The sequence below is a fragment of the Ruminococcus sp. OA3 genome (assembly GCF_022440845.1).
In the GTDB taxonomy this organism is placed as follows: Bacteria; Bacillota; Clostridia; order Lachnospirales; family Lachnospiraceae; genus Ruminococcus_G.
On record NZ_JAKNTO010000001.1, the window covers coordinates 1 to 23,165 of the forward strand.

Below are 23,165 nucleotides of genomic sequence, written 5' to 3' on the forward strand. Positions count from 1 at the left end.
ATTTTTGCGTATCCGAAAAAGAGCTTCGTGAACTTTTCGTGAACCTTATTTCAAGTTCGATGGATTCTGCCTATAATCCATCTGTACACCCATGTTTCGCGGAAATTATTAAGCAAATGAGTCCTCTCGATGCCAAAATACTTAAAGAATTTCCTTTAAAAGACGTTGTTGCCATCGTAGATTACATTAAAGAAGACACTAGGAGCCGCTCATTTTCCGTAGCCTTGGAAAACGTTTTTATTTCTTCATTTAAAGATTATGATATATTTCAAACTAGTGCATCAATATCATCATTAATCAGGTTGGGTATAATTGATGCTACTAAAACCGATAAAATACCTGACAAAGATTTTTATGATCCATTTACACAAACAGATTTCTTTAAAGAGTTTTCACAGGAAACAAAACGTCATTCCCCGTTTGAAATAGCAAAAACCAGAAATTATTGTGCTAAGCTTACCCCTCTCGGTCAAAATTTTTTTCGTGCATGCGTTGCTCCAAAATATTAGAAACAAACTTTTTTGTCATATCGCACATGATCGCTACATGGTCATCTACAATTTTATAATAGTAGGTGACCAATATTTTTGTTGTTATCGCCGACACAATACTTGAAACTATCACACATACCAAAAACATCCTCATCTCTCACATCACCTCCTCCATTTCCCATTGACATATACATACATCCATAGTATATTACTTTTATCGAACGTGTGTTTGTATTATGAGCGTTCAAACAGATAGCTCATATCATATTTTGGGAAAAATACTTTTTGTATTTTGCAGGCATCCTCGTAGTAGAATCCCTTTTGTGTATTACCATTAGCGATGTCACTAACTGTTTGATATCTACATCCGAGAAGTTCTCCAATCTGAGTGAAAGTTATTTTTTCAGCTTTCATAATTTGGATTAAGTTCTTATACAAAATTTCACCTCCTTGATATTCGCTCCTGCAAATATCTTAATTGTATTATATTCTCACTAGCAACCATTGTCAATAGTAATATTTGCATGTGAGAATACTTTTATATTTTATTCTATACCTTTATACGTTTTAACATATTATTCGCTTTACAATATTCGCATTATCGTATATAATATAGATATTCAGAAAAGAGGTGCTGTCATGGAAAGAGCTAAAATATTAGAAGAACTTATTAAAGAACATGGTTACAGTTTACGTTCCTTTGCTGAAAAGTGCGGTCTTCCCTATACCAGCCTATACACAATGCTAAAAAGAACTGGCGTTAATAAATCAAGCGTAGAAGCTGTGATTAAAATTTGCAAAGAACTGGGAATCACGGTTGAAGAGTTGGAAGATATGGTAAACGGTAATAAGAAAAAACAATACGAACCAACCTACGAGGATATTCAATCCATGGTTGCACGCAACGGAAAAAAACTCACGCTCGAACAAAAACAGGAGCTGATCAGGACACTTTTGTCAGAAGATGATTAAGCTCCCATAAGGAGTGATTTTGTTTGACGCATGAGGAAATTGAATGGAAAATCTTAGAGGTTTTTCAGAAATGTAACGTAAAATCGTTTCCGATCAATCTGTTCGATATGATTGAGCAATATGGATATGAGTGTATCGAATATACAGAACAGTCCAAAGTGAAACAGGAGGCATGCCAACAGATCAGTGATGATGCTTTCCGGCTAAACAACAAAGTCTATTATAATGACCAGGCTATGTTTTGCCGGCGGCGCTTCTCACTCGCTCACGAACTGGGACACATTGTACTGGGGCATCAACCGCCTTATACAAATGTAAAGGAACGGGAAGCCAATTACTTTGCCAGCCGGTTGCTTGCACCGCGCATAGCCATATACTATGCAGAATGCAAAAATGCAAACGACGTGTCCAAAATATTCCAAATAACTTATGAAGCATCCACTTATGCCTTTGATGATTACCGGCGTTGGCGGCGTTATGCTATTTACCATAAAAAGAATCTGCTTGACAAGCTGATGTACGAACATTTCTACAATGATGATTTGAAATGCTTTGTGTGGAATATCAGGAAGTGTCTGAACTGCAAAAAAGAGCTGTTTAATCAGCTGGAAGACAAATGTGATTACTGTAAAATGTATATACACAGACCGGATTATTTGTATGAAGAAAACAAGCTGTTAGTTGCAAAGGCTCGCCAACGGATTCGGCACCCTATCGAATACATACCGGGATTTTACGCCGCTGAGAGTTTGCGGGAAAGAAATGAAACTTATTATTAATAATAAACCAGACCACCATTCAAGGCTGATCTGAAAAAACACTTTTAAGGGAGGAATTTGTGTGAAAAAGAAAATTATTTGTTTAATGCTGTGCTGCATATTTGTTACGTCTATATACGGGTGCAATTCCAACGCTTCACCTGAATCTTCTGATGTATCAAAGCAGTTGGAAACATTGCAAAAAGAAAATGAAGAGTTAAAAAAGAAATTGGAGACTTCCACACCAACTCCAGAACAAACAAAAGAATCCATTACTGAATCTGTGGATTTTGAGAAAGGAACACAAAGAGTTACTCATGGTAGCTTTTCAGTAGAAGTTCCGACAAATTGGGAGTTGAGAAATGTTGAAAATTCTGACAATTTATATTTCTATGCGTCTTCCGATAATTCAACTTTTCTTATGCTAACAAATGGATATATCGAAGGTTTCAACAATGCACATGATGAATATATAGATATGAATATGGACGGGTGGGTCGAAGGAATAGGAAAAAGTCAAGGTGTTATTTCGGTAAGCGGTGTACAGAATATTGAATACAATAAAATACATACGAAATTTTTATCATATAAACAAAAGGTAGACGGCATATCATATACAGTGCAAGTGGTTGGGTTTCCTACAGATTACGGAATAGCGTCTATCGGAATGTGTGTTATTGACGAAAATACAATTAATTATGATAAAGATTTCAAATCAATTTTAAACACCTTGGAGCTCATTCCCATTTCCACACCTGAACCTACAGTCACTCCTACGCAGCCGCCAGAGCCAACAATTGAATCTTATGGTGCTGGTACACTTAAAGTTGGAGTAGACATTCCTGCTGGCGAATATATGGTGCTTGCCACAAATGAAAGCCGCGGCGGTTATTTTTCTGTAAATTCAGATGCAAATGGCGATGACATCTTATTTAATGATAATTTTGACTATAACTCTATAATAACAATACAAGATGGCGAATATTTAGAATTATCGCACGCAAAAGCGTACAAGTTTGATGAATGGTGTTTGCAGAATACATTTGACACAGCAAAAGAAGGATGCATGATGAAAGTCGGCGTCAATATCCCTGCCGGTGAATACATGGTAACATCAGAAGACGAAGGGTATTATTGCATTTATCCAGATAGCAGACAAAGCGATATTATTTCAAACGATAATTTTGAAGGGCAATCTTATATAAGCGTTTCGGACGGTCAATATCTTATTCTGTCACACTGTTCAATTGCACAATAATTTTTCAGCAAAAACCGCCCCAGTGCTACCAATACCAGGACGGCAAGAAATGAATTAACCGCTTCGGCGATTAATAATAAAATATGCAAGGAGGGATATGTATGAAAAAGAAAGTTTCAATTATTTTACTGGCTTTGTGCTTTTCCTGTTTTATGGTAGCGTGTAGTTCCGGAAAGATTTCCACAGACGAGAATGAACCTACCGATTTAACTGGAACTTGGGCCTCAGAAGACAATAATGGTTCTTATCAAGAAGCGGTAATAACTGGAGATACTATTGAAATAAATTGGATTACTGATGGTGGCAAAACTAAATCAATCTACTGGATCGGCACTTACACAGCGCCTGTAAAGTCCGTAGATGAGTATAGTTGGACTTCTAAAAGAGATAAAGAAAAAACAGACTCTGCAATACTGGCCTCCACAGATGACACTAAAGACTTTACATATAAAAGTGGAAAAATAAGCTATGAAGTTTCAGTGATGGGAACAACTACAACCACTGAATTAGATCAGGTTTCTAAAGATACTGCCATTTCTCCCGAAGAAGAACCATCCGTCACCGAGTCACCCACACTAAAAGCAACTCCAGAGTCTACTCCAGAAGTTGCGGTTACTCCAACTGCTGAAGAGCAAACAAATATAGATACTTCAGATTTGTACAACCATATTAGTAATGTGGGATATGCAAAAATGTTAACCGAATATGATTCCGTATTTATGAATGAACTTTCTATTCTTTCCGAAGATAAGATAGCAAAAATTATAAATGATAACGGAACTATGGGGGAACTACAATCAGTAATTTCTGACACTCTAACGCGCCTAGAATCCTCAGAGCAGATCCTGCAATTATATTATGATGAGTTTGACAAAGATAGAAATTCCGCCCCAATGGGTACTAGAATCATGACACTTCTATCGGATGCTCAATCTGCATTGCGTCAATATACAATTGCTATGCAGCACCTTCAAGATTATACTAACAACCCGAAACAAGAATACATTGATCATTTCCAAAAATACATGGATAAAACAAATGAATCATTAAATGATTATAAAGCTGTTCTTGAAGAAGAAAAAACAAAATTAGGTTTATCATAATACAAAAACTGCCCCCGGCGGCAACCAGGGGCGGCAAATGAATTAACCGCCAGTGGCGATTAATAATAAAATATTCAAGGGAGGAATATGTATGAAAAAGAAAATTATTACTGTAATTTTTTGTTCGATTACTTGTTCGCTTGTCTTATTTATGACTGCCTGCGGAGAAAACAAGTCCGTTGAACAAACATCATTTGATAAAACGAATACTGCAAACACACAATTAATTGATAAAATTCCCGTTCCTGAAATACCAAGTAGTATAAAGATAGAGTTCAAAACTGATATTACAGATAACCCATCAGCAGAAGAACAAACAAAATTCGATTTTGCTCATGATCTTTGGTATAAAGGTGATACAGAAGAAGCTTTAAAAGAATTTGAGGGATTTTTGGAAACATATTCAGAAAGTGATTTAGCAGATGATGCCCAGTATTACATTGGAGTATGCTTCGATAATTTAGAAGATTATGAAAATTCACTTGAGTCATACTCTAAAGTTATTATAAATTATCCCAACAGTTCATCTGTAGCTTCGGCGTATTATAGTATTGCGTGGGTGTATGGATACGCGCTCGATGATCCAGAAAAAGCAATACCTTACTATGTTGCTTGCATAGATAAAGCAAGCTTAAGTCAAATTGATACAGTGAATAAAGCAATTACAAACTTAGAAGAAACTACAAGTATACAATTTGAATACCCCAACTCGTATGACGCACCAACGCAATTACCAAATGATCTTTCGGGATTACAGCCCAATACGAATGAATCTGTTGATAAAATATTGGAAATTGCTCGTTTAAATTCAAAAACTGCATTAGATTATGATTTGGAAATAGCCTACAATTACATAAAAAATAATTATCCAAATTACTACACTGATAATTTAAAGATGGAGCTAACAATGTACTATGGTACTTTACTTGACTGTTCATTTCCTGAAACATTTGATCTTTCAAAACTAGGTTTCAAAGCCTTGGAATGTGTTAAATATGTGTACCGTGGATATGATGCAATAGACTCACCCGACACTCAGGTTCATTTGCAAAGATTAGAAAAATTAATACTTTCTAGTAAAGGATATTTTTGAAATAATTTAAAAACCGCCCCAGCGCCAACACCGGGGGCAAATGAATTAACCGCTTCGGCGATTAAGATAAACCAGATCACCGTCGAATTGACCTGATCTAAAAACACTTGTAAGAGGAGGGATTTATATGGCAATGATTAATTGTCCAGAATGTGGAAACGAGGTAAGTAGTCTTGCGACAACATGTCCTAAGTGTGGACATCCGATGAAACTCAAAACATCAGAAAATAGTAACATTAAGAGCAATTATACCTCAAACCAGCCAGAGAAAAAGAAAAAAAAGAAAGGTAGTTGTATTGGTGGGCTTATTGTAATTATAGCAATAGTTGCAGTTATAGCAGCCATTGGGGGCGGTGGCGACAAAGAAGAAACAAAAAAAACATCTTCTACAAACACTGCTGCGAAAGCTACAGAAGAGTCACAAAAAGAAGCTCAGCCACAAGAAGAAATAATGGAAATCGACCCAGACACTTTACTGACAGATTATGAAGCAAATGAAGTTCGCGGCGATGAGTTATACGACGAAAAGATGATGCGCATCTCTGGCACAGTGGGAAGTATCGGAAAAGATATTATGGAGGATGTGTACATAACTTTTGCCACTGCAGAGGAATATTCAATTACTTCTGTACAGTGTTATTTTAGTGACGATGAGCAAATCAAAAAAGTCATGGAACTTGCGGAAGGTGATATAGTAACCATTGTCGGAAGATGTGATGGAAAATTTGGAAATGTACTTATAAGAGACTGTACATTTGAATAATAAAAAACCGCCCCCTGCGCCAACAGGAGACGGCAAGCATACATCCGAGAATGCATACCCAAATTCATACATATTGTATCATTCTCGGACAGCTACTGCAAGCGGAACACATGTTTCCTGCTGGCTGTTATTTTTATACCATTTTTTAAGGAGGATGATACTATGCCAACAGCTCGTAAATTACCATCCGGGTCATGGCGGTGTCAGGTGTTCAGCCACTACGAGACCGTGACACTTGAAGACGGATCTACAAAAAAGAAGAGGATATATAAATCGTTCACCAGTGACGATCCCAGCAAAGAAGGAAAGAAGCTGGCAGAGCTGGCTGCCACTCAATACGCAGCCGACAGAAAGAAAGCAAGTTCATACTGTTCACTTACTTTCAGAGAGGCCCTAACAGAATATATCAATCAGCGCACATCTGTATTGTCCCCGTCTACTGTACGAGAATACAAGCGTACCCTAAATAGTTCTGTGCCAGGCCTGATGGATATTAAAATATGTGATATTACACAGGAAGATATACAGGAAGCAATTAACATCGAAGCTCGTACACATAAACCAAAGACAGTACGGAATACACACGGGATTATATCGGCGGTACTTCGCACGTATCGCCCTGATTTCGCGCTTAATACTGCGCTGCCTAAGAAGATACGTCCAGAGCTATATATTCCGTCAGACAGCGAAATACGAGTCCTGCTTGATCAGGTAAAAGGGACTGAGATGGAACTCCCTATCCTACTCGCGGCATTCGGTCCAATGAGGCGCGGCGAAATCTGTGCCCTTCACAGCAGAAACATTCACAGTAATATTGTCCATGTATGCGAAAACATGGTCCTGTCTTCTGATCATAAATGGATCATAAGACAGCCCAAAACATATGCAGGTGACAGATATATCGAATTCCCGGATTTCGTAGCTGAAAAGTGGAAGGATAAGGAAGGAAGAATTGTAAACTTAAATCCATGCATGGTCACAGACCGCTTCAGGCACATTTTGGAAAAGTCTAATCTCCCTCATTTTCGCTTTCACGATTTGCGTCATTATTCAGCAAGCATACAACACGCACTCGGGATTCCGGACGTATATATTATGCAGCGCGGAGGATGGGGCAATGATGGAGTCCTAAAAGCAGTATACAGACACGCCCTTGAAGAGAAAGAAAAAGAGATGAACAATCTTGCAAACTCACATTTCATGAACATTATGCAACACGAAATGCAACACGGAAAAAAATAGAGCGCGCAAACGCGCACTCTATAGGCTGCGGGCAACAGGACTTGAACCTGCACGGTCTCCCACCAGAACCTAAATCTGGCGCGTCTGCCAATTCCGCCATGCCCGCGAAACTACTCATGATTATATACCATGCAGTCAATTATTGTCAATGTTTGGTCTTGACTTTTCTAATTTCGCATAGTATATTTAACACATATTAAACATCTGTTATCATATCATAAACCTATGAGCAAGGATAGTAATCATTACAGGAGCTTTTTCAGAGAGCTGCATGCGGTGGAATTGCAGCAAAGCATGTATGACGAATGGGCTTGCGAGGGCAAACTGAAAGGAATGATCCGAGTAGGCGCGACGAAGACCGGTCGTTATCACGGGACGTGTATGAACGTACATGTATAAGCGTATCCTGAATATCAGGGTGAAGTTAGGTGGCACCGCAGGTTTATTACTCCTGTCCTATCAATTTGATAGGGCAGGTTTTTTATTTAATCCAAAAAGCAAAAGAAAGGATGAACAAAATGAGCACAGAAAAGAAAATTCCGTACAAAATTTATCTGGAAGAAAATGAGATGCCGACGCAATGGTACAATGTCCGCGCAGACATGAAGAACAAACCAGCACCACTGTTAAACCCGGGGACCTTAAAGCCAATGACTTTCGAGGAACTGCAGCCGGTATTCTGCGATGAGCTGGTCCGCCAGGAACTGGACAACGATACCCTATACTTTGACATTCCGCAGGAAATTCAGGATTTTTATAAAATGTACCGGCCATCACCGCTGGTGCGCGCCTATTTTCTCGAAAAAGCATTGGGGACTCCGGCGAAAATCTATTACAAGTTCGAAGGCAACAACACTTCCGGAAGCCACAAGCTGAATTCGGCAATCGCTCAGGCATATTATGCCAAGAAACAGGGGCTGACCGGCGTCACAACAGAGACAGGTGCCGGACAGTGGGGAACAGCACTTTCCATGGCATGTTCTTACTTCGACCTTGACTGTAAAGTATATATGGTAAAGGTCTCCTACGAGCAGAAACCTTTCCGCCGCGAAGTCATGAGAACGTATGGTGCCTCCGTCACCCCGTCTCCGTCAGAGACCACCGAAGTAGGACGCAGAATCCTTGCGGAGCACCCTGGAACCTCAGGAAGCCTTGGCTGCGCAATATCAGAAGCCGTAGAGGCCGCAACGTCACGCAGCGGCTACCGTTATGTACTGGGCTCAGTGCTCAGCCAGGTACTGCTGCATCAGTCTATCATTGGCCTGGAAACCAAAGCCGCACTCGACAAATATGATATTAAAGCCGACATTGTAATCGGTTGCGCAGGCGGGGGCTCCAACTTAGGTGGTCTGATCTCTCCTTTCGTCGGGGAAAAAATCAAGGGCGAAGCAGATTACCGCATTATCGCTGTCGAGCCGGCATCCTGCCCGAGCCTGACACGCGGGCGTTACGCCTATGATTTCTGCGATACCGGCATGATCTGCCCGCTGGCGAAAATGTATACTCTGGGAAGCGGTTTTATTCCATCTGCAAATCACGCGGGCGGCCTCCGTTATCACGGTATGAGTTCTGTGGTTTCACAGCTTTATGACGATAAACTGATCGAAGCAGTTTCCGTTGAACAGACAGAAGTATTTGCCGCTGCAGAACAGTTTGCACGCGTCGAGGGAATCCTTCCGGCTCCGGAAAGCAGCCATGCGATCCGTGTAGCGATTGATGAGGCACTCAAGTGCAAAGAGACCGGCGAAGAAAAAACCATCGTCTTCGGCCTGACAGGCACCGGATATTTCGATATGGTGGCATATGGAAAATACAACGACGGCGAAATGACAGATTACATCCCAACAGACTCTGACCTGGAGCCTGGATTCGCAGGACTTCCGAAAATCGACTGATATCAGGCAATGCTCTGACACCACACAACGATGCCAGAGCATTGTTTCTTTTTATATGCATTATTTTGCAGCTCCGTATCAATATAACAGACTAACCGATCACATCTGAAAAGAAAAAAAGCTTTGGAAACAGTGGTTTCCAAAGCTTTTTCTATGAGACATCGGGGATTCGAACCCCGGACAACTTGATTAAAAGTCAAGTGCTCTACCAACTGAGCTAATATCCCACAGCATTCAATTGTCTAACAGGAATGCAGAACCTCATGTCCTGCATTCCCAAACTGGGCTAGCTGGATTTGAACCAGCGAATGCAGGAGTCAAAGTCCTGTGCCTTACCGCTTGGCGATAGCCCATTAGATAAGGTGGATAAAGGGATTCGAACCCTTGGCCTCCAGAGCCACAATCTGGCGCGCTAACCAACTGCGCTATACCCACCATAACGTGCTTGAAGGGATTCGAACCCCCGACCCACGGCTTAGAAGGCCGTTGCTCTATCCAGCTGAGCTACAAACACGTAAGCGGGTGATGGGAATCGAACCCACGTATCTAGCTTGGAAGGCTAGTGTTCTACCATTGAACTACACCCGCATATTGGCTGCTATCTTATTGTCATAGTCGATACAACAGTCGGGGTGACAGGATTCGAACCTGCGGCCTCCTGGTCCCAAACCAGGCGCTCTAGCCAAACTGAGCCACACCCCGATATTACTTTTGCAATTGTTGTATTTATGCGTTTTTTGCCTGACGCAAGGTATATTATATTATATGCCTCAGCAAATGTCAACACTTTTTTTATACTATTTTTTCGCTTATTTACCAGCAGTTTTCTACTCTATCCGAGGTATCTCGTAGAGCAGTCAAGTTCCCCATGCTCACCCAGCTCCAGGATCATAAAACTGGGCCTTCTTCCCGCCTGCCTCGGGTAAGCCAGACTGCCGGGATTCAAAACTGCCATGTTTTCCGACATCTCACAGCACGGTTTATGCGTATGGCCAAACACTACAATATCAGCTTTGCGGCTCTCCCCTTCTTCTTTGATCATTTCAGTTCCCATCGATACCCCGTAATAATGCCCATGCGTGAGAAAAATCTGCTTTCCACCCAGTTCAAACTCCATTTCACGATCCAGGACGCTGAAATAGTCGTTGTTTCCCGCCACAATATACGAAGGACATTCTGCCAGTTCCGCAATATAATCCTCTTCCCCCTCCACATCACCACAGTGAATCAGAGCATCGATCGGACAGACCCTCTCCAGCACCCCTATCAGATTTTTTGCATGTCCATGTGTATCGCTTATAATTAACACCCTCATTGATTTCAACCCACTTTTCTTGATTTTAATTCTTCTTTCATTTTTCGCAATGCTTTTCCCCGATGACTGATTGTATTCTTTTCTTCCGGAGGAAGTTCAGCCGTAGAACAGCCATATTCGGGCACATAGAAAATGGGGTCGTAGCCAAAACCATTTTCTCCGCGCTCCTCATAACCGATGATCCCTTCAATCGTCCCCCGTGTCGTCACTACGTCTCCGCCGGGAAATGCAGCTGCAATCGCACACACAAACCGTGCAGTCCGCTTAGCATCCGGCACTCCTTCCATACGGTCGATCAGATTTCTGTTTTTAATCCGATATGATGTATCTTCCCCCATATACCTGGCCGAATAGATACCCGGTTCCTTATTCAGATAATCAATCTCAAGTCCTGAATCATCCGCCAGCACGATCTCATTCGTAATCTCCATGATGGCTCTGGCCTTAATAACTGCATTTTCCTCAAAAGTAGCTCCGTTTTCCTCTATATCAGCTGATATACCGGCTTCTTTCATAGAAACAACTTCCACGTCTAAATCATTCAGAATCTCTCTGATCTCTTTCATTTTTCCGGCATTTCCTGTAGCAAATATTATTCTTTTCATAAAAAACTATCCCTTTTCAAATATAAATGAGGTCAATGTTTCTTTGGAGGTTTTTGTCCCAGAAACTGATAGTAATAAGTCTTCAGCATGCCGTTATAAATTTTACGGTTACGGTCCGCTTTTTTTCCAATATATTTTTCCGCATCCTCAAAACTTGTGATCAGATACATCGACCAACTGTCCAGTTTCTGATAACTCTCTCCGAGTTCCCGGTATAAACCAGGCAGTATCTCCTTATCCTCCAGACGTTCCCCATAAGGAGGGTTCGTTACTATAAAACCATATTTTTTCGGATGGCTTAAGTCCTTTACCGCACGCTGCTGAAAATGAATCATATGATCCACTCCCGCCAGCCTGGCATTTTCCCTGGCATCCCTGACTGCACTCGCATCGATATCATAACCCTGAATGTCTGTCTGAACGCCTGTATCCACCAGATCCTGAGCCTCCTCCACCGCATGATACCAGCACTTTCTGGGAATGATATGTTTCCAGTCTTCTGCCAGAAAGGAACGGTTCATCCCGGGTGCCATGTTTGCCGCCATCATGGCCGCTTCAATGGGAAATGTCCCGCTTCCACAGAACGGATCCACCAGGATTCTGTCCTGTTTCCACGGCGTGAGCAGCAGCAGCGCCGAAGCAAGCGTCTCTGTAATAGGCGCCTTTACTGTATTCTGGCGGTATCCTCTTTTATGAAGAGAGATCCCGGATGTATCAAGCGTGATGGTTGCCACGTCTTTCATAAATGTCACACGTATCGGATAGCTGTCTCCGCCCTCTTCAAACCATGATACCCTGTACTTTTCTTTCAGTCTTTCCACGATCGCTTTTTTCATAATAGACTGAATATCTGAAGGACTGAATAATTTACTCTTAATTGAATTCGCCTTAGCAACCCAGAACTTACCGTCTTTCGGAATAAACTCCTCCCAGGGAAGCGCTTTTGTTTTCTCAAATAATTCTTCAAATGATTCCGCTTTAACTTGTCCTACTTTCAGCAGAATCCTCTCTGTAGTGCGCAGAAACACATTTGCATACGCGACAGCCTCCGCATCCCCCAGAAAAGTCACTTTTCCGTCCTCAACCCTGCTGACCTCATATCCCAGGTCGATAATTTCTCTTTTCAACACCGCCTCAGTACCGAAATGGCAGGGCGCTATCAGCTCAAACATCTTCATGCTTTCCTCTTTTCCCGTTTCAGGGACTTCTTCCAAAACCCGGGAGAAGTCCCTGCATCTTTTTTAATCTATTGGTTTATTTTACTATGATATCCGCGAAAACACAAGTCGTCAGTGACTTGCATCTGCACGATATGCATGAATGCCGCCTATCATTGACTTGACATTGTATCCTGATTTGGCCATTTCCTTTGCCCTTGCCATACTGGAGGCACCCCGTTCACAGTACAGGATGATCTCTTTGTTCTTCGGCAGCCCAAACAGCGCCTCTGTATCCTCATAGTCGATGTGGCGCGCTCCCGGTATATGATACCGGAAATACTCCTCAGCGGAACGTAAATCTATCAGCAGCGTATCATTTCTTTTTCGATACGCATCCAGCATCTTGGCAGAAATCATTTCCAGTTCCGACATAAAAAGCTCCTTTTTAATAGTATATTCAGAGCTGCAGAAATGAGAAAATCTTCTTTGACTGCACTTCATCTGATACACAAAGAGAAAGACCGTGGTAGGGGAGCTACCACGGCCTTTCGAGGGGAGTATAAATAATTAATAAGGGTTATTAATTTGTAAAAAAAATTTTTTGAAGGGTAAATTCTCTTTACAAATAAGATTATAATACAATTTCCATAAAAATGCAATAAGAAAGATTATAGAAATTTCAGAATTATTAACACTTTTTTATGAAACCACGCCAGATCACTCAAAAGGGTAGATGACCCCCCACTCTTTTCTCAGGTATTCAGTGATTTTGACTACTTTCAGAATCTCTTCATGCGGCATCTGGGGACATTCCGGCAGGCCTTCTTCCATAGCTTTTTTACATGCCAGTATTTCATATTCATATCCGTTGATCTGTTCCGGCACCGGGTATCTCGCAATCATCTGGCGTTTTTCATCCAATACGCGGATTTCTTCACAGTTATTGATGTTCTGCACCTCGATGCAGCCTTTCGTCCCGTTAATTTCTCCCAGCCTGTTAGAGTGTACAAGCATGGAGGCATACAGTACCGCCATTTTTCCATCTTCATAAATGAACGTCATACTCTCCTGTGCATCAACTCCTGTTTCAAGCTTCACACACGTAGATTTAATCTCTTTAATTTTATCTCCAAAACACATCAGCGCAAAATTGATCGGATATACGCCCAGGTCCATCAGCGCACCGCCCGCCATCTCCAGTCTTCTCATTCTGTCAATGTTAATGTGCTCATAGCCCAGATTTCCGCTCAGCGATGTGATATCACCGATCACTTTGCTGTCCATAAGCTCCTGAATCATTTTCCGGCTCGGCATATAACGTGTCCACATAGCTTCCGCGATCAAAAGTTTTTTTTCTTTTGCCAGCGCAAACAGTTCTTCTGCCTGAGCGGACGTCACTGTAAATGGTTTCTCACAGAGCACAGGTTTTCCATGTTCGAGACACATTTTAGAATGCTCATAATGAAAAACATGCGGAGTTGCCACATATACAAGATCAACATCCGGATCATTCAGCATCTCCTCGTAAGAACCGTATGCCTTTGTGATCCCCCATTTCTCTGCAAACTCTTTTGCGCGCTCATAATCTCTTGCGGCAATCGCATATGCCTCTGCAACAGAACGATCCAGTCCGCCAAGTGCAGTCGCCATGGATGTCGCGATGTTTCCAGCCCCCAATATCGCCACTTTCATTGTTGCATACCTCCTGGTTTTTATTTTTACTATATCATATAATTTTTAAAAAAACTAAAGCATTCCTGTCTTCTTTTCCCGCTTTCCCTTACCTCCATCTGCCAAGTTTTTATAATTTGCATAAAAAAACAGATATCAGAGATACTAACAGCGTAACGTAAATTTTTAATATAACAGGAGGAAATGACATGTCTAAAAATTATTCTGATGACAACACAAACAAAAATAAGATGAGCAACAACTCAAATTCTTACAATGAGTCCAACGAAAGCAACAAAAATTCAACAAACAGCACAAACAGCACGAATAAAAATTCAACTAACAAGAATAAAACTTCGAATTGCCACAATTCAAATGAAAATTCTTCTACTTCAAAGTATTAATTCACTCTCTTAAGCATTGAACTCAAAAAGCGTGTCGGTTTAGCCGACACGCTTTTTCTGTGCTATCATCTTTTTTTTACGATCGCAGTGATCAGCAGAACAATCAGTACAGGCACCAGAATCGGCGACAAAAATCTGAAAATACTTCCAACCAGCCACAGGGCAATCCCCAGGACAAGTACAATGATGACGGCCGCAGCAATACACCCCCAGCTTCTGTCAGTCTTTATACTCCAGCCTCTCTGCTGACTACTCTTATGATTCTGCTGCACATTTTCTGCTGCCGTATCAGCTCCCATCTGTTCATGCGTATCCAAAATCGTTCTTGCCAGCAGTGTCGGATTTCCGAGTTCATCCAACACCCGGGCTTCCGGCTTACCACCGCGCACTTCATCCTCGATATAATTTGAATAGTAATTGACCTGTTCCGAAATGTCGTGATCAGACATCCCCTCTTTTAGCTTTTCGCTCAATGCTTCCAGAAACTCAATTCTGTCCATCTGTTCCTCCATTCGTATGGCATCAGTCTTATCTACAGCTCATCAGAACCGCTGTCAGATGAGTCATCCGTCTCGCCGGCCGGCTGGCTGTTTTCTCCACCGTCCGACAATCCCTTGCTATATTCATCAATTCGCTGCTGAATGCGGCTTTTTTCTTCTCCTTCAGCCGGTGTGGGCTGATAATTATTATAACCAGATTCCGATGAAATAGAACACGGAATAATATTCACCACATCATCCAGTTCAACCTGGTCTCCCGTTATCGTAAATGTCTGCTGGAAAATCATTGTATCCTTATCACTGGGATTTGAATTACCGCCAAAGCAGAAATTCGCCAGGCTATATACAATATTTTTCCCTTTGTATTTCTCTATTCCCTGCAATACATGCGGATGATGGCCCAGAACGAGATCCGCCCCCGAATCCACCGCAATGTGCGCAAGCGAAACCTGCGTATCATCCGGATAGTTTTCTTTCTCTGATCCCCAGTGAAAGCTTACAATGACAAGCTGCGCTCCCTGAGCCTGAACTGCCGCAATATTTTCCTTAAGCTGAGACTCCCGTTCCATGCCGTCTGCAAGCACATAGATCCCGACGAGCCCGACCTTGACTCCTTTCACATCCATCACCGCAGTGCGCTCATACCCAAAACTGGTGATCCCGGCAGCTTCCACATTTTTTATGGTATCCTCATATCCCTGCTCTCCATAATCGCGGCTGTGGTTGTTTGCAAGATTAACCGTTTCAACAGATCCCGATGTAAGAATCTGAGTATATTCCGGCTTCCCTTTAAAAGAAAACGTCTTTTCCTGGAGATCTTCGGAAGTAGTAAGCGGACCCTCCAGGTTCACAATCGTCAGATCATCCCCCTCGAATATAGATTTTACATTTTTCAAAAAATAAGAGGGATCCCCCACACTTTCGTACATCGCATTTAAGCTTGTATCATAATCAAAGTCCTCATCCGTTCCGAGGGTGCAGTCACCTGCTGCACTAACGGTAATCTGCACCGCCTCAGGCGTCGGCTCAGGTGTCTTTGCATCCTGTACATCCTGGATCTTTGACGTCCTGGCTGCCTCCGGCCTGTCCTTGCCTCTCACCGCCCTGACTATCAGCACCGCAGAAAGTATCAGCACCAGCGACAGCACAGCAACAATGATGCGCCTCATTAACTGTATCTGCCGTTCACGTACCCCCATCCTCCTGCGGCCCGTATTTCTTCTTTTCCTTCGTCGTCCACGCGCATTTCCCATTTTATCTAAAGTCCTTTTCTTTTGTCTTTTCAGGTGCTACTATAGTAGCAAGTTTACCATAATTTAATCGGAAATGAAATACGGGGGAATTAATATTATGAAAAATTATCAGATCACTCAGTGGTGCAGCCACTTTATAAGAGAACAGATAGAACCCGGAGACTTATGCATCGATGCCACTGCCGGCAACGGACACGACACCCTTCTGTTGTGCCGGCTCGTCGGAGAAAACGGTCGTGTGCTCGCATTTGATATCCAGCCGGAAGCCCTGAACCAAACCTGCAGCCGCCTCACAGAAGCCGGCGTTGCCGACCGCGCAGAACTTATCCTGGACAGTCACAGCCACATGGCTTCCTATGCTGCAGACAATTCTGTCTCCTGTATCGTATTTAACCTTGGCTACCTGCCGTCTGGTGACCACACAATAGCAACACGTGCAGAGACCACCCTGGAAGCACTCGGTGATGCTCTCCGGCTTTTAAAAAAGGGAGGTATGATCTCCCTCTGCATTTACAGCGGAGGCGACAGTGGATTCGATGAACGCGAAGCCATCCTGCCATATCTTAAGACCTTAGACCCCAAATATTTTCTTGTGATTATGAGCGAGTATTATAATCGCCCAAACCATCCGCCAATACCGGTTTTAATCTTAAAACTCTGAGTTTTTTGCCGTATAAAAAAGGAGACTGCGCTGAAAACACAGTCTCCATCCCAACTATTTCCACAGCACAGAACCATCATACACCTGCACTGCTGCCTCCCAGTACTCCAGTCGTTTACACTCTGTGATAATCAGCTGATTTGTATGTTGAAACATTTCTGATGCCTTTCTTGCGAAGCACACGGAATCACCTTTTGTTAAAATCCTGGCAGCTTCTAAACACTGTTTATGAATTTCGTAATTATTTCGGTTTTTTTTGTGGCTGATGAGCTTTGGAATGCTCCTCCCGATGTGGTAGTTTTTCAGTATCACTTCATATATTGTCTGTAAAGCGTCATACTGAATATGCGCAACAAGGAACTCCAGCAGAATAACAGGGGAAAGCTGATACAAATATGCATGGTTCCAGACATCTTCCAGGCTGTCGCACAGGCTGCAGGCTTCCTCAGCCGTCACTTGTGCAGCGGCATGGGCAGCCACACCTTCGATGGTCAGTGACAGCATTTGGAGACTGTCAAGATATCTCCGAATATGACGGGCTATCAGTTCAGGCTCAATATAAATTTTACTCATTGCCTCCAGATCCATCGCCACAAAGATTCCTTTTCCACGTGTGGCAGTAACAATCCCCCACGCCTTCAGCAGCTGTACCGCTTTCATCGTGGTATCGACACTGACTCCATAGGCCCGGCGCAATTCTTCATGAGACGGCAGCCGGTCTCCCGGCTTATATCTTCCGATGGCTATGAGGCCAAGCAGATCCAGATAAACTCGTGAGTACTGTTCCTCCGCGCTGCTGATTCGGCGCTGAAGTTCTTTCCTCCCAAGCCTGAGCGGTGAATCGGATGCAACTCTGCAAAAGAGACCGCGCTGCTTTTCGTCTGTGACAAAACCATAGAGCGAGGACAAATCTGCAAAATGAACACTGTTTAAATCGCCCCCGCATTTCATAACCTGAGTGAGTTTTTTCAGCCCCTCATAATAATCTTCTCTGATCTGCAGCGTACCTGGAAGCGGGTCCAGCTCCGAAAGGCCAAGACTGTCTACCGCACGGAGAATCAGCTCGTTTTCGCTTCGTGAGACAAAAAATCTCCAGAATTGATTGGAAAGACGCCAAAATTCTTTTGGCTGTTCCGGATCCATTTTTTCAAGCAGGGATTCAGGAATCGCCCACCCCTCATCCGAGCAAAGTGAGATCCCATAACTAATCACAGGGTAACATATAAGAATACCCGTTTTGAAAATATCGGCTGCTGCCGTCTCATCCGCCTTTTGCAGTGATAACAGGCCTCTCTTATGTGAAGCTGCTGCGTCAAAAGTCACCATCGGCCGTTTTCTCTGTCTGGTTTCAACCAGCCCTTCAGCCGCCAGCATTTCCAGCACACGCCGAACAGTCTTTTCCGATGTACAAAACTCCCGGCACATCTCAGCACGTGAAGGCAGTCTGGAACCATCTGCAAGCAGACCGCATACTATTTTCTTTTTTAATATATGGTAAAACTTTTCATACTTAATCTCACCGTTTTTCATGCCAGCACCTGTTTTCTCCTACACACTCAGAAACTTAATGAGTTCTCCCCCGGGCATCGGACGGGCATAGTAAAATCCCTGTATATACTGCACACCCGATGCAGAGACCAGTTTCTGATCATCCTCGGTTTCAATGCCTTCCGATACAACTGTCAGAGAATTGATCTCTGCCACCTCCACAATAGCGCGGAGCAGCGCACGCTGCTTCGTACTTGTCCGCAGTTGCTGCGTCAGCGAACGGTCGATCTTGATAACATCTACCGGCAGATTGGACAGATAATTAAGGCTGCTGTACCCGACACCAAAATCATCCAACGCGATTCGTAATCCGGTTCGGCGCAGCCTGCTTAATGTTTCAGATGCAGGTTCAATAGACTGAATGAGAATACTCTCTGTGATTTCCAGAGTAATGTGTTCTGTACCTGCGCCGGAATCCCGTATCATATCAAGCAGATGATCCGCGCTGTTTCCTACCAGAAGCTGCTGGACCGAAAGGTTGATGCACATATGGCGAAGACCCAGGCTTTCTCCGTGAGAGCTCATGAACTCACACGCGCGCTGCAGTACGTAATCGCCAAGCTGCTCGACCATGCCGCTGCGCTCAGCAAGTGCAATAACCTGCCCGGCAGAAAAATAACCCCCATTTTCATCCGGCAGACGTACGAGCGCTTCCGCTGCAAAAAAACGCCCAGTTTCCACATGGACCATCGGCTGATACCAGATTTCCAGTGTTTCATGGTGGATAGCAGATTTCAGCTTGCGCAGAATGTCAGCTTCAGTCCGAATAATCGTGTCAAGTTCCTTATTGTAGATCACAACGTTATGATCAGATTCTTTTGCATAACGCAGTGCAGACTGAATCCGGTCCAGCAATACATCCGGACTGTCTCCATTCCTGGGATAGCAGCATACAGAAATCCGCACCTGCAGGGCAAATGAAGCATTGCCTGCTGAGACGGGTGCCGAAAGCATTCCCTGGAGCCTGTCCGCAAAGGTCTTTTCATTCTCCCCAGACATTGAAATACCCAGAAATACATCTCCATTAATACGGTACAGATATGTTCCGAATAGCCGTGAAAGGCGTTGAACTACCTCCCGCAAGATCTGATCACCGATATCCGCACTGAACAATTCATTATACTGGCTGAATGCACAGATATCCACGCAAAACAAACTGAACTGCCGTTTTTTATCGTAGGATATCAGCATATTAGCATCTCTCATATATTTCGGTCGATTGCCAACATTAAAAACCGGGTCGAAATATGCAAGCTGTTCCACCTGCTTACGGTACTGGTTAAAAGTTTTGGACAGCTCCATCATTTCAAGGTCCGTGTACTCATCAAACGTTACGTCGTCCTTCCCCTCGGTCAGCTGTCGGCATTTTTCAGTCAGCGTACGCACTGGAGACTCCTGAGACCTCTTGGTGTAATAAGCATGGATCAGACGGGAGATCTCTTCCTCCGCCTGTCCCTCCCCCAGAAGACAGCATTTATACTCATAGCGTGCTGACAGAAAGCTTCTTTCGTCATCCAGGCGGATTTTCAACAGGAGCTCAAGTGATAATCCCCTTGCAAAATCTTCCTGCTGTATCTCATCCATGTCCTCGCGGACAGCCACCAGAAAATTGCCTGCACTCAGCCTGCCTGCAATATAAGGATTTTGTATAAATTCCTTCAACCGCCGTGGAATGCTCTGCAGAAAGGCGGTCTCTTTTTGAAGGCCGATCATCTGTGAGACCTGGTTGTAGCCTTCAAACACCAGGTAATACAGCATAACAGGCTCCTCCCCCTCTGACAGCCAACGATTCAGCGCGTCCGTAAAACCCACCTGATTGTACAGTCCCGTCTGGCTGTCAATGGATGAAAACTGTTTCAACATACGCTTACGGATAAAAAGCTGATATTGTGAAACAGAAAATCCCAGCGTTAACAGCGCCGTCAGGAAACAGATGGTGATCATTGCACCTCTGTAGCCGGGACTGATCCATCCAGCCCTGGGCTGAATGCTGAGATTCCACTGGGCAGGCAGATTAAACGTTGTTTTCACCGCCTGTGAAAAATCAACATTTTCCCTCGAAACGGCAACAACCTCTTTGCCCCCGTTCTGTGGCTCAACACGCCACAGCTCATAATCATACCCCTGCTGAGACATATAACCAAGCCCCAGCTGTTCCAGCACGTAATTACAGTCCAGTGCCACTGCTACTCCCCCCAGATATGCATCGCCCTCCAAAAACGGCTGCAGGAAAAGAAATACCTCCTGTCCATCTCCGCCTTCTAAAATAACAGGTCCTTCCACCACCAGATCCTTGACAACCTTTGCCAGTGTATAAATGTAGGAAAATTCCTTCAGATCACGCCCTGCCTGATATCCATAAATCTCCTGAGGCAATACTCTCACCATAATATCACCCTTAATCAGAGCGGCGTAACGCACCTCCTCGCGCTCCAGCAGGGACGCTGCTGCGCTTTCAAACCAGATATCATCTTCCTCCGTCATGATACAGGCCATCCGGGCAAGTGCATCCGACTCATTCAGCTCTCCCTGAAATTGGAGCATAAGATTCTTGCCATAAGCATGAAGGATATGCTCTGCCTCATTTTTACGGATATCGTAAATGCATCCGTATATGGCAAAGCTCAGTACTGCCGTCAGAATCAAAGTCAGCAAAGCCGCGGCAAAAATTATTAGCCGCCGTTTGATATGAATTTTCATGTGCACCTCAATTCTGATAAATTTTGTAATACCCTTTACCATTTTGCTTGACAAAATACAATGCCTCATCCGCATCCGCAATCAGCTGCTCCAGATCAGAATCCGGTCGGCACAAAGATACACCAATGCTGCACTGCACCGGAATCCTCTCGCCCGCCGATCCTATTTCAGAATGAAGACGAAGCACCAGTTCACCCAGAACACTCTTCAGCTCAGCCTCATCATCAAGATCAGTCAAAAGCAGCACAAACTCATCTCCTCCGTACCTTCCAACGACGCCGTCATATTTCTTCTCATATTCCCGCAGGATATACCCTACACTTTTGAGCGCCACATCCCCTCCGCCATGTCCATATGTGTCGTTAATATATTTAAGATTATCCATATCAACAAAACACAATGCACTGACGAGCTCCGGATCCGTCCGTTTCACCAGTGTAGCCGCCTGATTGAGAAATACGGAACGAGTCACTATCCCTGTCAGACTGTCCGACAGTCCGTCCCCCGTCAATCGTATAATTTCGTTAAAGTCCACATCTTCGGGACGTTCATCCTGATAAATCTTTTTTTCCAGTTCTTCCACAGAGTGTACAAGTATATCTACTACCTGCATTTGTTTTGTGATATAACGCCGCAGAATGAGCAGCAGACCGGCACACACCATGACAGTCAGTCCTGCGACAATCAGCAGACTGGGCAAAATCCCCGAAAAAACGCTCCAAAAGTTAACCGTACAGAGAACATCCCATTCTGTATTTTCAACTCTCTGGTAGGTTGTAAAACAGGGGCTTCCATTCCGGATACTCCAGTAATCCCCTGGAACAGCAGCCAAAAGCTGCTCCTGCAGCTTGTCGGCTGTAGTTCCAATCATAACGGCATCGCCCAGCTCATCCATCATCGGAACTCCATAGGAAAACCCCTCTGTGGAGGACATGATCTGCCCCTGAGAGCCAATCAATGTAGCTTCTGAATCATGGATGCCGGCGGACTGTTCTAGAATCTCCACAACTTCATCGAAATAAATTGCACAGAACAGACAGCCTGTTATATTTTTCTGCTGGTCAAACAGCGGGACTGCCACCGTATAATTCAGTGTTACCCCGTCAGCGCCTGCGGCAAAACTGTCTGTGACCTGAGCCTGCCCGGTCGAAAATAACTGCTGCATGTACTCCCTGCTGGCAAGACTGGCCGGCTCGGAACCATCAGAATAAACTGTGATATCAGAATCCACATAGCATATCATCATATAACCAAAGTAAGGCGACATTTGATCCAGTTTTTTGACTTTTTCACTGGGAGGGATCTCCGGGTCGTAGAATTCAGTCAAGGAGGCCAGTGATTCCAGCAGGGTAACAGATTCCGTCACCCGCCGCGATATTTGTGCGTGAACACTGCTCATGGAGGCGCGCGCATCTGACTCCATTTGCTGAAATGACAGGACAGCACCGCCCAGCAGGATGATTAGCATCGTCAGCAGGCAAAAAATTGCACTGTACCGCAGGATCGGCGACAGAGATATCTTCCAATTACCGTTTCTCTTATTTTCTTTGTGTTTTTTCATCCGAATCCAGCCTTTCGCACAATGCTTCACATTACCTCTGCCGGAAACACCCAAACGAAAAAGATGTTCCACAGGCAATCTTGGAACCTATACCAAAAATTATAACATTCACCATCTGATAAAGCAATAACGTTCCCTGTGGCGCCATATCATTTTAGTGAGAGGGCAGATAAATACCTGAAATAAAAAAGAGAGTGTCCTGAAAGTCATTT

Annotated in this window: 21 protein-coding genes and 7 tRNA genes; 10 read left to right on the forward strand and 18 right to left on the reverse strand. The window is 43.6% G+C overall.

Annotation, left to right across the window (positions count from 1 at the left end; all coding sequences use genetic code 11):
- On the forward strand, positions 1-509 hold a 509-nt coding region (locus tag MCG98_RS00005; protein ID WP_240299831.1), incomplete at its 5' end, for a DUF4393 domain-containing protein.
- A 216-nt stretch (positions 510-725) separates the two neighbouring features.
- Here the strand turns inward: MCG98_RS00005 and MCG98_RS00010 are convergent.
- The gene (locus tag MCG98_RS00010) at positions 726-929 is read right to left on the reverse strand and encodes a DNA-binding protein (RefSeq protein ID WP_240299832.1); all 204 of its coding nucleotides are present in this window, start codon (positions 927-929) and stop codon (positions 726-728) included.
- Between the two features lie 201 nt (positions 930-1,130).
- On the opposite strand from MCG98_RS00010, the gene MCG98_RS00015 reads away from it, so the two are divergent.
- The 7 genes from MCG98_RS00015 to MCG98_RS00045 all read left to right on the forward strand — a co-directional run bounded on the left by MCG98_RS00015 (position 1,131) and on the right by MCG98_RS00045 (position 7,680).
- The gene (locus MCG98_RS00015; protein WP_240299833.1) at positions 1,131-1,463 is read left to right on the forward strand and encodes a helix-turn-helix transcriptional regulator; all 333 of its coding nucleotides are present in this window, start codon (positions 1,131-1,133) and stop codon (positions 1,461-1,463) included.
- A 23-nt stretch (positions 1,464-1,486) separates the two neighbouring features.
- Positions 1,487-2,242, forward strand: coding sequence for an ImmA/IrrE family metallo-endopeptidase (locus tag MCG98_RS00020; protein WP_240299834.1), 756 nt, complete (start codon positions 1,487-1,489; stop codon positions 2,240-2,242).
- Between the two features lie 61 nt (positions 2,243-2,303).
- Positions 2,304-3,479: a hypothetical protein gene (locus MCG98_RS00025; RefSeq protein WP_240299835.1), complete on the forward strand. Its 1,176-nt coding sequence runs from the start codon at positions 2,304-2,306 to the stop codon at positions 3,477-3,479.
- Between the two features lie 101 nt (positions 3,480-3,580).
- Positions 3,581-4,582: a hypothetical protein gene (locus tag MCG98_RS00030; protein ID WP_240299836.1), complete on the forward strand. Its 1,002-nt coding sequence runs from the start codon at positions 3,581-3,583 to the stop codon at positions 4,580-4,582.
- Positions 4,583-4,673: 91 nt separating this feature from the next.
- Positions 4,674-5,675, forward strand: coding sequence for a tetratricopeptide repeat protein (locus MCG98_RS00035; protein ID WP_240299837.1), 1,002 nt, complete (start codon positions 4,674-4,676; stop codon positions 5,673-5,675).
- Positions 5,676-5,802: 127 nt separating this feature from the next.
- Positions 5,803-6,438 carry a zinc ribbon domain-containing protein gene (locus MCG98_RS00040; protein ID WP_240299838.1) on the forward strand — a complete coding sequence of 212 codons (636 nt, stop codon included), beginning with the start codon at positions 5,803-5,805 and terminating at the stop codon, positions 6,436-6,438.
- Positions 6,439-6,600: 162 nt separating this feature from the next.
- A complete protein-coding gene (locus MCG98_RS00045) occupies positions 6,601-7,680 on the forward strand; it encodes a site-specific integrase (protein WP_240299839.1) in 1,080 nt (359 codons plus the stop codon).
- A gap of 26 nt (positions 7,681-7,706) precedes the next feature.
- On the opposite strand, the gene MCG98_RS00050 is transcribed toward MCG98_RS00045, so the two are convergent.
- Positions 7,707-7,786: transfer RNA gene (locus MCG98_RS00050), tRNA-Leu, on the reverse strand.
- A 412-nt stretch (positions 7,787-8,198) separates the two neighbouring features.
- On the opposite strand from MCG98_RS00050, the gene MCG98_RS00055 reads away from it, so the two are divergent.
- Positions 8,199-9,575 carry a TrpB-like pyridoxal phosphate-dependent enzyme gene (locus MCG98_RS00055; RefSeq protein ID WP_240299840.1) on the forward strand — a complete coding sequence of 459 codons (1,377 nt, stop codon included), beginning with the start codon at positions 8,199-8,201 and terminating at the stop codon, positions 9,573-9,575.
- A 154-nt stretch (positions 9,576-9,729) separates the two neighbouring features.
- On the opposite strand, the gene MCG98_RS00060 is transcribed toward MCG98_RS00055, so the two are convergent.
- The 13 genes from MCG98_RS00060 to MCG98_RS00120 form a co-directional block, all read right to left on the reverse strand.
- Positions 9,730-9,802, reverse strand: a tRNA-Lys gene (locus MCG98_RS00060).
- A gap of 54 nt (positions 9,803-9,856) precedes the next feature.
- Positions 9,857-9,928: transfer RNA gene (locus tag MCG98_RS00065), tRNA-Gln, on the reverse strand.
- A gap of 8 nt (positions 9,929-9,936) precedes the next feature.
- Positions 9,937-10,010, reverse strand: a tRNA-His gene (locus MCG98_RS00070).
- A gap of 5 nt (positions 10,011-10,015) precedes the next feature.
- Positions 10,016-10,089: transfer RNA gene (locus MCG98_RS00075), tRNA-Arg, on the reverse strand.
- Between the two features lie 3 nt (positions 10,090-10,092).
- Positions 10,093-10,163 (reverse strand) — tRNA-Gly (locus MCG98_RS00080).
- Positions 10,164-10,202: 39 nt separating this feature from the next.
- Positions 10,203-10,277 (reverse strand) — tRNA-Pro (locus tag MCG98_RS00085).
- A gap of 130 nt (positions 10,278-10,407) precedes the next feature.
- On the reverse strand, positions 10,408-10,890 hold the full coding sequence (locus tag MCG98_RS00090; RefSeq protein WP_240299841.1) for a metallophosphoesterase: 483 nt from the start codon (positions 10,888-10,890) through the stop codon (positions 10,408-10,410).
- Positions 10,891-10,895: 5 nt separating this feature from the next.
- Positions 10,896-11,495 carry an XTP/dITP diphosphatase gene (locus MCG98_RS00095; protein ID WP_240299842.1) on the reverse strand — a complete coding sequence of 200 codons (600 nt, stop codon included), beginning with the start codon at positions 11,493-11,495 and terminating at the stop codon, positions 10,896-10,898.
- Between the two features lie 32 nt (positions 11,496-11,527).
- Complete coding sequence (locus MCG98_RS00100) at positions 11,528-12,673, reverse strand: class I SAM-dependent RNA methyltransferase (RefSeq protein WP_240299843.1); 1,146 nt, start codon at positions 12,671-12,673, stop codon at positions 11,528-11,530.
- Positions 12,674-12,784: 111 nt separating this feature from the next.
- On the reverse strand, positions 12,785-13,087 hold the full coding sequence (locus MCG98_RS00105) for a rhodanese-like domain-containing protein (protein ID WP_240299844.1): 303 nt from the start codon (positions 13,085-13,087) through the stop codon (positions 12,785-12,787).
- A 285-nt stretch (positions 13,088-13,372) separates the two neighbouring features.
- Positions 13,373-14,380, reverse strand: coding sequence for a Gfo/Idh/MocA family oxidoreductase (locus tag MCG98_RS00110; RefSeq protein ID WP_345891700.1), 1,008 nt, complete (start codon positions 14,378-14,380; stop codon positions 13,373-13,375).
- Positions 14,381-14,795: 415 nt separating this feature from the next.
- The gene (locus tag MCG98_RS00115) at positions 14,796-15,230 is read right to left on the reverse strand and encodes a DUF1700 domain-containing protein (protein ID WP_240299846.1); all 435 of its coding nucleotides are present in this window, start codon (positions 15,228-15,230) and stop codon (positions 14,796-14,798) included.
- Between the two features lie 32 nt (positions 15,231-15,262).
- Positions 15,263-16,429 carry a CapA family protein gene (locus MCG98_RS00120; RefSeq protein WP_240299847.1) on the reverse strand — a complete coding sequence of 389 codons (1,167 nt, stop codon included), beginning with the start codon at positions 16,427-16,429 and terminating at the stop codon, positions 15,263-15,265.
- Positions 16,430-16,580: 151 nt separating this feature from the next.
- Here MCG98_RS00120 and MCG98_RS00125 point away from each other — a divergent pair, with 151 nt between their 5' ends.
- Positions 16,581-17,144: a class I SAM-dependent methyltransferase gene (locus MCG98_RS00125; protein ID WP_240299848.1), complete on the forward strand. Its 564-nt coding sequence runs from the start codon at positions 16,581-16,583 to the stop codon at positions 17,142-17,144.
- Between the two features lie 54 nt (positions 17,145-17,198).
- Here the strand turns inward: MCG98_RS00125 and MCG98_RS00130 are convergent, their stop codons facing one another.
- Genes MCG98_RS00130 through MCG98_RS00140 form a run of 3 tightly spaced genes read right to left on the reverse strand, consistent with a single transcriptional unit; the run spans position 17,199 to position 22,953 of the window.
- A complete protein-coding gene (locus tag MCG98_RS00130) occupies positions 17,199-18,674 on the reverse strand; it encodes a GntR family transcriptional regulator (protein WP_240299849.1) in 1,476 nt (491 codons plus the stop codon).
- A gap of 18 nt (positions 18,675-18,692) precedes the next feature.
- Positions 18,693-21,392, reverse strand: coding sequence for an EAL domain-containing protein (locus MCG98_RS00135; RefSeq protein WP_240299850.1), 2,700 nt, complete (start codon positions 21,390-21,392; stop codon positions 18,693-18,695).
- A gap of 7 nt (positions 21,393-21,399) precedes the next feature.
- Positions 21,400-22,953 carry a sensor domain-containing diguanylate cyclase gene (locus MCG98_RS00140; protein WP_240299851.1) on the reverse strand — a complete coding sequence of 518 codons (1,554 nt, stop codon included), beginning with the start codon at positions 22,951-22,953 and terminating at the stop codon, positions 21,400-21,402.
- Between the last annotated feature and the right edge of the window lie 212 nt (positions 22,954-23,165).